Source organism: Fulvivirga sedimenti (assembly GCF_020328055.1).
The window spans coordinates 217,936-232,544 of the sequence record NZ_JAIXNE010000007.1 but is presented as its reverse complement, the minus strand read 5'-3'; the positions used below and the strand labels follow the sequence as shown (position 1 = coordinate 232,544).

The 14,609-nt window shown below is 45.0% G+C and carries 11 protein-coding genes; 2 read left to right on the top strand and 9 right to left on the bottom strand.

Annotated features, from left to right (window positions below):
* The first annotated feature begins 2 nt into the window (after nucleotides 1-2).
* Nucleotides 3-1,511: an FG-GAP repeat domain-containing protein gene (locus tag LDX50_RS28850; protein WP_225699775.1), complete on the top strand. Its 1,509-nt coding sequence runs from the start codon at nucleotides 3-5 to the stop codon at nucleotides 1,509-1,511.
* On the opposite strand, the gene LDX50_RS28845 is transcribed toward LDX50_RS28850, so the two are convergent.
* The 7 genes from LDX50_RS28845 to LDX50_RS28815 all read right to left on the bottom strand — a co-directional run bounded on the left by LDX50_RS28845 (nucleotide 1,508) and on the right by LDX50_RS28815 (nucleotide 9,873).
* Nucleotides 1,508-3,013: an FG-GAP repeat domain-containing protein gene (locus LDX50_RS28845; protein WP_225699774.1), complete on the bottom strand. Its 1,506-nt coding sequence runs from the start codon at nucleotides 3,011-3,013 to the stop codon at nucleotides 1,508-1,510. The two genes, LDX50_RS28850 and LDX50_RS28845, sit on opposite strands and share 4 nt — an antisense overlap.
* Nucleotides 3,014-3,079: 66 nt before the next feature.
* Complete coding sequence (locus tag LDX50_RS28840) at nucleotides 3,080-3,475, bottom strand: DoxX family protein (protein WP_225699773.1); 396 nt, start codon at nucleotides 3,473-3,475, stop codon at nucleotides 3,080-3,082.
* A gap of 34 nt (nucleotides 3,476-3,509) precedes the next feature.
* Nucleotides 3,510-4,070: a pyridoxamine 5'-phosphate oxidase family protein gene (locus tag LDX50_RS28835; protein ID WP_225699772.1), complete on the bottom strand. Its 561-nt coding sequence runs from the start codon at nucleotides 4,068-4,070 to the stop codon at nucleotides 3,510-3,512.
* The gene (locus LDX50_RS28830; RefSeq protein ID WP_225699771.1) at nucleotides 4,060-5,136 is read right to left on the bottom strand and encodes an adenylate/guanylate cyclase domain-containing protein; all 1,077 of its coding nucleotides are present in this window, start codon (nucleotides 5,134-5,136) and stop codon (nucleotides 4,060-4,062) included. The genes LDX50_RS28835 and LDX50_RS28830 overlap by 11 nt, the downstream gene beginning before the upstream one ends.
* A gap of 12 nt (nucleotides 5,137-5,148) precedes the next feature.
* On the bottom strand, nucleotides 5,149-7,560 hold the full coding sequence (locus LDX50_RS28825) for a beta-N-acetylhexosaminidase (protein WP_225699770.1): 2,412 nt from the start codon (nucleotides 7,558-7,560) through the stop codon (nucleotides 5,149-5,151).
* 9 nt (nucleotides 7,561-7,569) lie between these two features.
* Nucleotides 7,570-8,163, bottom strand: coding sequence for a gluconate 2-dehydrogenase subunit 3 family protein (locus tag LDX50_RS28820; protein ID WP_225699769.1), 594 nt, complete (start codon nucleotides 8,161-8,163; stop codon nucleotides 7,570-7,572).
* 3 nt (nucleotides 8,164-8,166) lie between these two features.
* The gene (locus LDX50_RS28815; RefSeq protein ID WP_225699768.1) at nucleotides 8,167-9,873 is read right to left on the bottom strand and encodes a GMC oxidoreductase; all 1,707 of its coding nucleotides are present in this window, start codon (nucleotides 9,871-9,873) and stop codon (nucleotides 8,167-8,169) included.
* Between the two features lie 196 nt (nucleotides 9,874-10,069).
* Between LDX50_RS28815 and LDX50_RS28810 the strand changes: the two genes are divergently transcribed.
* Entirely contained in the window at nucleotides 10,070-11,806 is a 1,737-nt protein-coding gene (locus LDX50_RS28810; RefSeq protein ID WP_225699767.1) for a glycoside hydrolase family 13 protein, read from the top strand.
* Nucleotides 11,807-11,828: 22 nt separating this feature from the next.
* Here LDX50_RS28810 and LDX50_RS28805 read toward each other — a convergent pair whose 3' ends face one another.
* Both LDX50_RS28805 and LDX50_RS28800 read right to left on the bottom strand, forming a co-directional pair.
* Nucleotides 11,829-13,442 carry a DUF7133 domain-containing protein gene (locus tag LDX50_RS28805; protein ID WP_225699766.1) on the bottom strand — a complete coding sequence of 538 codons (1,614 nt, stop codon included), beginning with the start codon at nucleotides 13,440-13,442 and terminating at the stop codon, nucleotides 11,829-11,831.
* A gap of 129 nt (nucleotides 13,443-13,571) precedes the next feature.
* Nucleotides 13,572-14,609, bottom strand: coding sequence for an agmatine deiminase family protein (locus tag LDX50_RS28800; protein ID WP_225699765.1), 1,038 nt, complete (start codon nucleotides 14,607-14,609; stop codon nucleotides 13,572-13,574).

Here is a 14,609-nt window from a genome sequence, read left to right as displayed (position 1 = left end):
GGATGAGGGAAACTCTTTTATTGCTTGGACTTGGTCTTATGATCTCCTGTGGAAATCCACCGGAACGCCGTGCTGTTTCAGCAGAACAGCTTGCAAAGGCACAATGTAGCACATGCCATGTTTATCCCGGCCCTGAACTATTGCCGAAAAAGGAATGGTCCAACGTCTTACCTCATATGGGTCTCAGGCTCGGGATAGAAGCAGCAGATATTGATCCCTTTGCGCAAATGAAGCTCGACGAAATTCACAGGATCACATATGAGGGTGTTTTTCCGGAAGAACCGGTGATTACTGATTCATTGTGGGCTAAGATTGAGAATTTCTTTATATCAAATGCGCCGGACTCATTTGATCTGCCTGAACGTAATTATCCCGAAAGCACCAGGATTTTCAAAACCACCTTTCCGGAAATCAGCATCGGCGGTTCGCCATTTATTTCTATGACTAAATTCGATAAGAACGGCATCCTGTACCTTGCCGACTGGTCAGGTCATCTGATACAACTGAATTCATCTCTTGAAATAAACCAATTCACAAACTTCCCGCGACCGGTGGTAGATATAAATACCATTTCAGACGAGACGTTGCTGGCACTGAGCATTGGCGATCTCTATCCGAATGACAGAACTATTGGGGCTGTGGCCAGGACAAACCCATCTACCCTCAGTACACCTGAATTACTGTTCTCCGATCTGCCCAGACCGGTTCATTTCGACGTGGGTGATATCGATAACGACGGACTTGAGGATCTGTTGATCTGTAACTTTGGGAATTATGTAGGTGACCTGTCCTGGTATAAAAATGCGGGAACAGGCTATGAAGCTCAGCTAATTAAAAATGCACCGGGTGCTACAAGATCATTTCTGTTGGACCTTGACAATGATCAGGATCTGGATATAATTGCACTTTTTGCACAAGGTGATGAAGGGATTAGCCTTTTTTATAACGAGGGCGGTGTTTTTGAGGAAAAGCGGATTCTCCGTTTCCATCCGCTTTTTGGAAGTAATGATATAGAGATCCTTGACATGGACGGCGACAACGATCTGGATATCGTACTTAGTAATGGCGATAACGGTGATCACAGCATCACACTGAAGCCCTATCATGGCATTCATATTTATCTCAATGACGGCGCATTCAACTTCAGTGAAACCTATTTCTTTCCCATGTATGGCGCTTCCAAGGTTCGGGCGAGCGACTTTGACCAGGATGGTGACATGGATTTGATCGCAGCTTCATTTTTCCCTGAGAATGGTGAAGGGTTGAAACGGAGTATAATCTACCTGGATAATACGGGAGATTTTAACTTCGAGCCCTATCGGATAGCCGGTGCCGATAAAGGACGTTGGATGGTTATGGATTCTGGCGATTTTGACCAGGATGGCGATACCGATGTAGTGATCGGATCATTCACACTTACAAATGAAGGCATCGATAAAGAAGTGCTAACGGAGTGGCGAAAGAGCAAAAACTATATCATGGTGCTGGAAAACCAGACAGCCCGGCACTAGTCAATTAAAAGATTTTCCAGCAGCATTACATCAGCCGGATCCTGTTGCCAGCTTCGTGCAAGACCCGACGGAACGGTCGATTGCATAAAGGGGCCATTACCCAATAAAATATCGATATCACCGTCATGATCAAAATCACCCCGGTCTGCCGTAAGCCACTTGCCTTGAGTTGAAACCGATATCGATGAGGCTACAAAAGACAGATTACCCTTGTTCTCAAGAATTAAAAAACTTTCGTCGGGTGTATTGGTATAATCCGGAAAATAGGATATCACGGCAAGATCCATATCACCATCCCCGTCATAGTCATCAGCCATAGTGCTGAACGGACCGTGAATTGGAAATACATACTTTTCTGTAAAAGTTAATGGCGCTTCCTGAATAAGAATTCTCACTGCATGATATGGCTTAAGTGCCGGGTAATTATAATCGCCTGTATCACCATTCGCATATACAATATCCGGCTTTCCATCACCATTCATATCTGCCAGTTCAAAATACGAGGAACCGTAATAGGACGGAAAGGAAGAAACCTGTTTTTCAGTAAAATTACCCTGTCCGTCCCCAAGAAATACATAGAACCCTTCCTGCCCCTGTGCCATTAGCGCAAGAATATCCAAATATCCGTCATCGTTCAGGTCAAGTATTTCTGTGCGGAGTGCCCCGGGCTCATCCCTTAAAACCTGTTCGCGGTAACCATCATTTGTCTTCTCAAACCAAGATAAGGAACCCTTCAGAAAGCCAAATCCCGCAACTACATAATCCATGCTGCCATCATTATTCAGATCTGCCTCCCTGAGATCTACAGGACGGGGCAATCCCGTTAATATGGATGTCGGGCTCTCTCCGGCAAAACGAATAACTTCACCTTCAAAAAGATCATTTGGGAATATATCACCCATGGTGAGAATCTCGATATTTTCCTCATGTTCCAGCAACGCAGAAGGTGCTCCGCTAACAGGAAAAGCATTGGTTCTACCGGTCAACAGATTAAATTGATAAACAACATTACGTTCAGCATCACCATACCAGATTTCATCACCCTTATTACCAAACTTAACAAGCGAAGCGGCAGGTGGATCATTCGAAATTCGCAAAGGTCTTGCCTTGAATAACCGGTTTGGTTCGGCTGAAATGCTGGTTATGAAGGCTGGCAGGGTATCCGGACTTTCCACCAGATAATATGTCTGAATCTGATCCCACGCTTCTTTGGATAATATCGCAGATGTTGGAGCAAGATTTACCAGCTTTAATTCCTGATAATGCCTGTTTTCATCCTGCGTGAAATTCATCCCCATTCGCGCGCCCATCCGGGGCAGGATTTGTCGCCACAGGTCTTTTGACAATGCATCAGGAGGTGGCACCGAATGACATGCAGCACAATAGGTTGAAGCAAGGGTCTCGCCCGGGTGCTGTACTTTCCGGTCCGGTTCCCGGCCGCACCCCGCAACAAGGATCAATGCGATAAAGCAGAATAAACTAAAGCTCTTGGAAAAACCCATAGATTCCATCTCAGACACTAAGATATAAATCAAGACGTTAATCTTTGGTAGGAAAACTGATTTCCATTATTTACGACTGCGTTTAGCATCGATACTCCAGGTTTCCGATCCGGTAAAGAAGAAAATGAAACCGAGCAAAACAAATAAGAAAGGATGTTGATCTTCATACCAGAATCGTCCGCCCCCGACAAAAAAGGTAATATAGAAAAATGTTCCTATCATCAGAATTGAGGCAATTCGGGTATACAATCCCACAAGTAATAAAATTCCGGATATAAGTTCTGATGCTTTTCCTGCATACACCAGAATATACCGTCCCCGTCCGCGAAATTGTTCCCAATCCATGTACATCTCCATGGTCTCCGTACTGAAAATTTCCAACCCGTGATACACCAGCAATCCTCCTGTACATATACGTACAACTGCCAATATCCGGAATGCTGTAGCCTGAGAGAACATCATGACACAATATACATGATCACAATTGAATTATTGCTTAAGGAGCGAGCCAACTTCCTGTCCAATTATCCGCACCTCTTAAAAAACGAGTCCGCAGGTGATGGTCACCATTTAATTGCAGGACATCGATTTGGACTGGTTTCACCGTCACAACAGCAAAGAATTCTGATATCAGCGGATCTGACCATTGATGCGCTTCTGCCGGATTATCGATCCGGGTACCTGGTGCTAATATGGAATTGTATGACCTCCTGTTTTTAACATCCGCCCAATATTGCTCTGATTGGTCTCCTTCGATCGCAACTGTTCCTGACAGGCTCACTTGTAATCCCTGCTCACTATTGAAAAATAACAGATTTACATGATTATTCTTCTCCAGCTGACTGATCTTATCAGACCTTGAATCTGTGAATATCTGAATTGTAGATCCGCTTAAAACTTTACGAAGCACCACATACCTTGAAACGGGTATATTTTGATCAATGGTGGAAAGTACAACGAACCTGAACGGGTGGGCGGCATTGTTCGCGGCCTTATCCAATTCGGCATGGATGCACTCTAAAACTTCTGGTAACGTAGTATTCGTATTAATCAGCATATTTCTTTTTATCAACTCTTTCTGACTTATGAACGGCAAATATGCCTACCTCCTGCCCCTTACCCTTTAGTTCAATACTTCCCTGTTCTTCAAAACAATAGCGTTCAGCTTTTAAAAGATCCTTCAGGTACTTCGAAATCAGCAATTCCTTACCTAACGGATTACATTGTCCCTGGATGCGTGCGGCTGTGTTAATCGCATCACCGTGATAGGCAATTTCCTTTTTAAACCTTCCCACTTCTGTTACCGTCACTAATCCCGCATTCACCCCTGCTTTAAAGAAAGGAACCACCCCATATTCTTTTTCATAATGAGAATGACGGCTGGTCAATTCAGACTTGTACCTGTAGTATGCATCCAGGCAGTTATTTCGTGTGATACCGGTTGTTAATTTCCAGGTTAGCACAGCCTCGTCCCCCACATACTGGTAAATTTCTGCCTCATTTTCTGCAACAACTGCCAAATCGCTGAAACAATCCTGTATGAACCGGCTGTATTTTACATGTCCTAACTTTTCAGCAATTTGAGTAGATGACTGCAGGTCCAGAAACATAAATATCCGTTCTTCTTCCCTGGGTGTATAGAATCTGCCCAATAACAGATCCGCAATTTTCCCTTCCCCGAGTAAAAGGTTTACCTGGCGCATGGCCGTCATGCTCAGGTCGACAAATAATATGAAGAAATAAATCGCAAAACTTCCGGGTTCAAGAGCAAATTCAACCAGCGTGATTTTAATATCCAGCAGCCAAATACATAAACCATAGGAAAGAATAATCAATGCTGTCAGGAAAAGGAAGGCATATGTCAGTCGTACGATCAGCAGCCTTGCCAACGAAACTCTTTTGTACAGGCGCTCTTCGGTGAGTATTTCAGCCAGGGCGGATATTGATCCGAAGATCGGTCCGATGATGGATGAGAACAGGATGCTTAACCAAAAATTGAATTGCACCGATCCTTCTTCAATTGTACCAACACCCCTCACGATACACAGAAAATAGAACGCCAACGTCCACCCAACGGCATAATCCCTGACTATTTTACGTTTTTGCTGCTTTCGTAAACGCATTCAAGCTTTAATTCAATTTTTCAAATGATCAGATAATTGTCGAAGTCCGGGTGCCACCGCCACTATTAAGCCATTTTCGCCAGCTTCCAGCCATGTGATCTTCTCAGAGAGCATGCTATCCGGCAACGCTACAGAACCGCTCACAAGACGATTCCTGATCTCCGTGGAAACCTCAGATAGATTTGTAAATAAACCGGCTCCTTCAGAAAGTACCTCAGATTCCGGCATCAATGGCATTATGTTCTCAGCTGCTTTCACCCAATTATCCAACTGACGGGTTATATGCATTTTATTTGAGTCTGAAGGTTCTGTGATATAGGAATTTACCTGATTATTGAATTTCCGTGCTTGCGGACTTTCCGGGCGTACGATATCCACCAGGTGATTCAATTCAAAATCAGGCAGATAGATGAAATCCGCTTCGAGCAACGAGGGCATACGACCATGGTACTTAACTTCTTCCATGGCATCCATCAGCATCAGCAATGACGGATAGGATTCCGTTGAAACAAGTTTTTTAAGACGCTGATAGTAATTTTGGTCATGGTGAACTCCCAGTGTAACGAGGTCTTCGTTTACTGTTTCCAGCCTGCGGTACATGTCATCGATATCTGCCGTAAGCGATACGGGGCTCCACAGCTTCTCCGCAATGGCAGCGGTTCGCGGCCAGATCCTTGATTCGATATTTTCTGCATCTGCAAACTCCGACCACTGACAGGCTTCACCCCCAAGAATTCTTTGCTGCTCTTCCGCTGTGAGAGGTCTAATAACTTCAATCTCCGGAAGCTCAGTACCTGCCATATCAGATCCGCCGCTTCGGATACCACTGCTCTCAAAACTTAAAAGCCCAAACGAAATGTTGCCCCTCAAACTATCCCCTGTCAGGGCCGCTTCATAATCCAATTCACCCACCGGCCCCATCATTGAACAGGAAAGTACATTATCTTTTATGGTAGCCCCTTTAAATGCCATACGATCAGACATCATGGCAAAGAAGCCAAATACATTATCCGGATCACGATCAAAAATCACCAGCTGGCTCTCAATGATATTCCCACCGATTTCCATCTGCTGATCATACATTTTCCAAAAGGCGGTATCCGGTTCGATATCCACCGCACCGGGCAGAATCAACGGGTCAACTTCATAATGCTTCCCGGCAGGCAAAACATGATCCATGTACAATCCGGCCGAAAGAATTCCGGATCCTCCATTTTGGACCGCCATGAATAGAGATTTATGACTGGTCCACGATTGCACGACGATGTCCGTTGATAATTCCGGCGAACTGATCTCATCCCAGCCTACCATGATCTTTCCCTGATCCGATACAATTTTGTGTATCCTCCTGTTAAAATACGTCTGTAATTCATGCGCATCTGAAATAGAATTTTCAGCCATGAAAGCCATGATGCGTTCGTTATTCTCCCAATAATCGGGATTTACTTCATCGCCTCCGATATGAAAATACATATCCGGAAAAAGCGCCGACATTTCAGCAATCAGTCCCGTAAGAAACTCATAAACTTCGTCGCGGGTCGGGTCCAGGGGTGGTCCGAACAGCGCCCCCTTCCCGGATCCAAACTGCAGGGAATCATCCGAACTGGAAAGCGAGGGGTACGCAATCTGCCAGCTTTTGGAATGACCAGGCATATCAAATTCAGGAACAATCCGAATACCACGTTCTGAAGCATAGGCGATAATTTCCCTAATATCATCCTGCGTGTAATAATGCCCATTGGAACCCACTTCATGAAGTTTTGGATAGCGCTTACTTTCGACACGAAAGCCCTGATCTTCTGATAGATGTAGATGCAGAACATTCATCTTCATGGCAGACATCGCATCAAGATTTCGAAGAATAACCTCTTTGGGAATCCAGTGGCGGCAAACATCAATCATTAACCCCCGCCATGGAAAACGAGGATGATCACTTATTTCAACAGTGGGAAGGAAAGCTTCTCCTTCTCTTTTGATGATGAGTTGCTTGAGCGTTTCAAATCCTCTGACAATTCCGATGCTGGTAGGTGCCGATAACCGGATATCACTTTTGGAAATGATTAAATCGTAGGACTCGTTCATGCCCATGAAAGGCAAATCAACTGCACTGTCATATTCAATGATCATGGGTAAAGCATCTTTGCTTTCCGAAGTCCCGGTGAACGCAAAATAGCGCTTAGCAGCAGCCGAAATCATTTCCGTATTTGCACCCGTAATGGAAAGCTTATCGGCATTGATCTCATCCCCTGCTAATTCCAGCTTCGAAGGAAGAGGCATAAGATCAATTGCCGCCCGATCTTCCTCACTAATTAGCGGAGGGGTATATAACACGAGCCGATAATAGGCATATCCTCCTGCAGCAAGGACTACGATGACAATCAGAATTGTGTAAAGAAGCTTTTTTAATATTATTTTACCGGCCATACCAAACTCTTACAAACTCCAGCTGTTCCCGACATCAGAAAGTGGTATACAGCCATTGTAGCCACCCGGAATGGGATCATAGTTAAGCACGTTTTTTCCAATTTCTTCAGAAGAAAAATATCCCCACATGGCTGTCGATTTCAGAGATCTGTAAAAACCTACGGGTTGTTGCTTACCAACCGCTGTCCCCCAAACACCTGGGTTGAAAGTTCCTGCCTCAGATTCCTTACGGCTTAGAATCTCTGCCCGATCCTTAGAGGCAAGATCGGCAAAACTCTTTCCGAACTTCTGCCGACTTTCCTCGTTGGTCTGATCGATGAACTGAATCACCTGAGATTTGCCATTTTCATCATAAAGTCTTGAGAATACCATATCCAGGAACATATCAACTTTCACATCCAGCGCTCCCGGTGTATCCGTCTTTGGCAGCCATGTATCGACGATCGTGCTAATAAATACTGCCTGGTCTTCATTCAGGAACAAGGGCTTCCAATTGATGCGGGGCTGCTGTTGGCAGGACTGCAGCAATGAAAACAGTGTGGACGCAGAAGCGGCCGTACCCGTCATCAATAATGTTTTTTGCAGTGCTTCTCTACGTTTCATGGCTTACAGGTTATTTTTTCTCAATTCAGCAACCGCATGATTGGCTGCACGGGCAGTTAATGCCATATAGGTAAGTGAAGGGTTCACGCAAGATGAGGAAGTCATACATGCTCCATCTGTGACAAAGACATTTTTGCAGGCATGGATTTGATTGTTCGCGTTCAGAACAGATGTTTTGGGATCCCGTCCCATCCGCGCGGTACCCATTTCATGAATTCCAAAACCGGGTTCATGCTCATTATCAAATCCGATCACATTCTTCAGTCCGGCCGTCTCAAGCATCTCAACGGCATCTTCCTGAATCTGTCGGTTCAGGGCCTTTTCATTCGCTTTGAATTCACAATCGATAGCAAGTGTAGGCTGCCCCCATTTGTCTAAATTCGTTTTATCAAGAGAAACCTGATTTTCATGATACGGAAGGCACTCGGCGAATCCGGTGATAAAAAATTCCCATGGGCCAGGCTTCATCATACGATCCTTATAATCGGCGCCAAAATCTGTCTCATTGGCACCGGCACTCCAGCCCTTTCGATATCCACCTCCCTGGTAGCCAAATCCCCTGAGGAATTTATCCGATTTTGTGTTTTCATCGATATTCCAGTAACGGGGAATATAAATACCATTGGGCCTTCTTCCTTTATAATACTTGTCCTCAAATCCGTCGACAATTCCCATGGCGCCAACCCGGTAGGTATGATCCATTAAATTATGGCCAAGTTCTCCGCTGTCATTACCAAGACCGTTCTCGAAGCGGTTCGAGACCGAATTCAACAAAATTTGAGTGGTACTGAGCGTAGAAGCATTGCAAAATATGATCCGTGCAGAATATTCAATCACTTCATTGGTCTCGGCATCAATGATCCTCACCCCCGTGGCCTTGCCTTTTTCCTCATCATAAATTATGGATTGCACGATGGAATAAGGCCGTATTGTAAGATTCCCGGTCGCATTGGCAGCCGGTAATGTCACCGCATTGCTGCTGAAATAGGCGCCATACGGACAGCCCCTGCCGCACCTGTTCCGGTACTGGCATTTTCCGCGTCCATTCAATGGCTCAGTGAGATGTGCCACCCTGCCAATGATCATATTGCGCCCTGGAAATTCCTTTTCAATTCTGCCTTTTACATGTTTTTCAACACAATTTAACTCCATTGGAGGGAGAAAATGGCTATCAGGCAATTGCGGCAATCCCAGGGCTTCCCCGCTGATACCCGCAAACTTTTCCACATATGTGTACCACGACTCGATATCCTTGTAGCGAATTGGCCAGTCCACACCATATCCGTCGCGGGCATTGGCTTCGAAATCCAGATCGCTCCACCTGTAAGTCTGTTTACCCCACAGCAATGAGCGCCCTCCGGTCTGATGACCCCGCACCCACAGGAATGGCTTAACCTCTGTATAGGGATTTTCTTCATCGTTGGCATAAAAATGCTCCGTATCCTTTCCGATAAACCCTGTTCGGATGCCCACATTATGCTTTTGACGCTCCTCGGGTGTGAGCGCACCACGTAATTCATAATCCCAGGGATCATCATTCATCGTGGTATAATCCTTGATATGCTCGACCATTCTACCCCTTTCCAAAACAAGGGTTTTCAACCCGTTTTCACACAATTCCTTTGCCGCCCATCCACCGCTGATACCTGATCCTATAACAATAGCGTCATAGGTCACCTGCTGCTTTGCATCAATATTGAAGTTTGCCATTCATTACGCTTTACGTTGAACAGGAAGTTAGGGAAAAAATGCAATATTTTGAACTTGTGGATACTATTGGCTCTCACAAGCGTGGTATATATATTTCGTACCTGAATAATGGAACAATCATTCGATGAAGCCGGTATGCTGATACGTCTATCGATCATCCTTCAGAATTCCTTTATCTTTAGAAAAAAGACTCGTCATGAAATCCATCTCTGTTTTCGTCCTGGCTGTATACCTTTTTGTGGGTTGTTCATCCGGTGACAAACCAAATACTGAAAAGCAAACTTCTGATCAAACCTGGTGGAAAGAAGCCGTTATTTACCAGCTTTACCCAAGAAGTTTCAAGGATTCAGATGGTGATGGCGTAGGTGATCTTCGCGGCATTATTGAGAAACTTGATTATCTCCAAAGCCTGGGCATTACCATGGTCTGGGTAAATCCCATCTACAGCTCACCCAACGACGATAACGGATATGATATTTCTGATTACCGCGATATCATGGCTGAATTCGGCACCATGGAAGATTTTGATGAAATGCTGCAGGGCATGCATGATCGCGGGATCAAATTCGTGATGGATGTAGTTGTGAACCACAGCAGCGATGAGCATGAATGGTTCGTCCAATCCAGGAGTTCGCGCGATAATCCTTACCGGGATTATTATCACTGGTGGCCAGCGGAAAAAGGAACACCCCCCTACCGATGGAGCTTCTTTGACCCCGAAGGAAATGCATGGCGATATGATTCACTTACCGATGCCTACTACCTCCATTACTTCTCCAGAAAACAACCAGACCTGAACTGGGAAAACCCGAAAGTCCGCCAGGAAGTATATGACATCATGAAATTCTGGGCTGAAAAGGGTGTGGATGGATTTCGCCTGGATGCATTTCAGTTTGCCTCAAAGGATACAACCTTTCCGGAGTTCCCGAAAGGCTATGAAAAAGAGGTAATCAAATATTATGGAATGGGCCCTTATCTGCACGACTACCTGAGGGAAATGTACGATGAGGTTTTCAGTAAATATGATGTATTCGCTGTAGCGGAGGGTGCCGGTAGTACATTTGAGGATGCCCATGACCTTGTGGATGCCGACAGGAATGAACTGCAGATGGCCTACCACTTCGAAGGCGTCGACCTGGTGAATGATCTTGATGGCTATACCCTTGATGAACTGCGAAACTCATTTTCCAAATGGGACAGCGCATTTGCAAATGAAGGCTGGATTTCCATATTCCTTGCCAATCATGATAATGCCCGCCTGGTGAGCCGATATGGAAATGATTCCCCCGAATTCCGGGCGCCTTCTTCCAAGATGCTGAATACATTCATACTTTCAATGCGCGGTACCCCCTATTGCTATTATGGAGATGAACTGGGAATGACCAATATCGATTTCGACAGCATTTCCCAGTACAGGGATATTGCAGCTATCAACGGCTACCAGAAAGCGTTATCTGAAGGAGCTGATATGGATGCGTTCATGGAACGACTCAACTTTCTTTCACGCGATAACGGCAGAACGCCCATGCAGTGGGATGATTCCCCTCATGCCGGCTTTACAACCGGTATACCATGGCTTCCGGTGAATGACAACTTTACCGAGATCAATGTCGCTAACGAATCTTCAGACCCTAACAGCTGCCTGAATTACTTCAGAAAAATGGTACAGTTACGCAAGGACAATCCGTTACTAGTTTACGGAGATTACACCGTGGTGGCTCCCAAGCATCCGGATGTCTATGCCTACACAAGGGAACTGGACGGGGAGGCTATGCTGGTCATTCTTAACTTCTCATCAACGGGGCAGTTAATCAATATTCCCAACGGTTTGGAAACCGGAGAAATAATGATCAATAATTACCATGAAATTAACGCAGAAGGCAACAAATTAAATCTCCAACCCTATCAGGCAATCATATTCCAATTGAATTGATTAACAATGGGTTAAGAATGAATCAGTTGTTTGAATTCGATAAGCTGAGAAGATAATCCAGAAGCGCATTTCTTTCTTCTTCAGTTGCGTCGTTAAGTAATCCCTCGTACATAAGGGATTGCATGACAACCTTTTCTTCCGCAATGTCTTCCCTTGAAACATCCAAAATTTTGTTTCCGACAACCATAATTTTAAGCTGATTTTCATCGGCATTTACAACTCTGCCGACGAGTACATCACCATTGCTCAATACAAGGCGGGTTGGGGCCATACTGGGTTTAATACGTTTATTGGGATAAAGAATCTCTTCCAACAGTTCTTCCCGATTGTATACCCTGGCAATATCCTTGAGGTTGGGTCCAAGTAATTCAGTCTTACCGTCTGTCGCGTGACAGGCGAAGCATACTCGGTCAGTGAATAGTTTTTCGCCAAGAGCAAGTACCGACTCATCTGCATCCTCCTGGGCAATTCTTTGAGGGTCATATACTTCCGTTTCAACCCACTCTGCCGGTATTAATCTGTAAATTGCTCCATCCGGCTGATCCAGCGCCTGATACCAGTAATCTGTCTGGCCAACCTGTGTGACGTAAATACTACCATCTTCACCCAATGCAAGGTCAGACAATTTAGGGAGATCTGTTACAAGTGGCCTTTCCTCAAATGTATAATTACCGTCTGCGTCTCGTGTAACCCTTACTTTACCGATGGATCCACGCTTCCAACGTTCTCCTGGTCCGTAGTAGGATATAAATAAATCCTGTCCTGTTTCATCCGGAGTGGCAAATTCAATCCCTGATGGCGCCACATCATAGGTTAAATCAATCACAGGGTCAACTTTGTCAGGATGGTTCTTATACTTTTCAGGATTGTGACCGTAATACGCATTCTGAACTGCAATATTTAACTCTTCAGTTGGGTTCCCTCCCCCCTCATTATCAATAAAAAAGAGCTTCCCACTGGCGTCGAATGACATGCTGGGCACTGATCGCAATCCGGTCGCATATTGCTCCAGTTCACTTCCGTCGAATCGTAACAATGACCCCCTCAGGCCATCAGGATCTTTCGCCGGACTGGCATTCCATGAATCTGTGGTAAGAACAAAATATAGATCACCATTCTCCTCAAATGTCAATCCTGAAGTCCATTCATACGGATGTTCACTGTAGGGAATATCACTAAAATATACATAGCTGGAATCGGCCCGGCCATCTTTATCCTGATCCAGGTAAACGCGAATCTGATCTGAAGCACCCACATAAAGCGCATTGTCCCTGAACGTCATGCTCGCCGGGGCACGAAGGCCATCTTCGCTGACATCGCAAAATAAAAACGCCTGATCTTCCAATCCGTCATTATCTGTATCCCTGATCGAATAAATTTCACCGGTATTGTTCGATACATACATTACATTTTCAGGCCCCCGAACAATCTGTACAGGATTCCAGATTGTCACATCTCCGACCAGGTTCAATTTAACGACCGCATATTTCTCAAATACATGGACATCAGGATCGATTAGGGGGCGAAGGCTGGCTTCACTAAAAGTTGCATTTTCTTGTTCTGGTGGATTGGAGCATGCTGAAATTAAAAGCGCGCAAAACAGCATGATCCTGCGGTTTGAGGCAAAATAATTCATTCGCTGGTTGGTTGATTGGGAAGAGAATATATTACAATTATTAACTCAGGTCAACCCAATCAATTCACCTTCAAACTTAATTGACTGAAAGTCAAAGTGATGAAGTGTCAAAAAATTCCTTACCCCAGGTTATTTAGCGGGTATCTGCTGACTCAGACAGTGCAATGTCCCAAATCCCCAGATCAGATTGATAGCGCTGATGGGAATAATTTCCCGTTTGGGAAAACATACTGAAAGGGTATCAAGGGCCAGGCGATCGTTGGGGTCGTTGAATACGGGTACCAGCACTGTTGAATTAATGATCAAGAAATTGGCATAACTGGCAGGTAGTCTAAGCCCGTCGAATATCAACTTGTTTGGCATGGGCAATTCAGCAATATCCGGTTGTTTCCCATCGGCGAGACGGGCTTTCCGAAGCCTTGCAAGGTTATCCTTCAAAGGAGCATGATTGCGGTCTTTGGTGGATTTTTCCACAACGGTTACGATAGTATTTTCATTTACAAAACGGCATAGGTCATCAATATGACCGTGCGTATCATCGCCTTCTATTCCATCGCCAAGCCAAATAACCTGCCTGATACCCAGATAATGTTCAAAAACTTCTTCATACATTTCCCTGTTAAACCCGGAGTTACGAACCTGTATTTTGGGATGCAGCAGACATTCTTCGGAAGTGAGCAGCGTTCCCTTGCCGTTGGAGTCTATGGCACCGCCTTCCAGCACAAAAGGCTTATTCCTGTAATGAACTGTTTCAAGGGGCAAACCAAGTATGTCGGCAATTCCCGAAGGAACATGCTTATCCAGCCGGTAATTAGAATATTTCGCCCAACCGTTGAAATTAAAATTCAGAGCAACGCGCTGCTTGCCTTTTTTTACAATGATCGGTCCGCTGTCGCGCATCCAGCTCCGGTTGGTCTTTTGATGGATATACCGAATATTTTTCAGGTTTACATCAGCTATTGAGAGCCACTCATTTACACGGGCTTCGAAAGCTGCATCTATAACAACCAGAAAGACAATCTCGACACGGGCTACCTTCTTGATAAATTCTACAAAATCCCATTTAACGGCTTCGTATTTACCGGGCCAGTCATTACCATTGTGCGGAAAGCATAATAATACTCCTTCCTGGTGCTCCCATTCCGCCGGAAAACGATAGTCACTCAT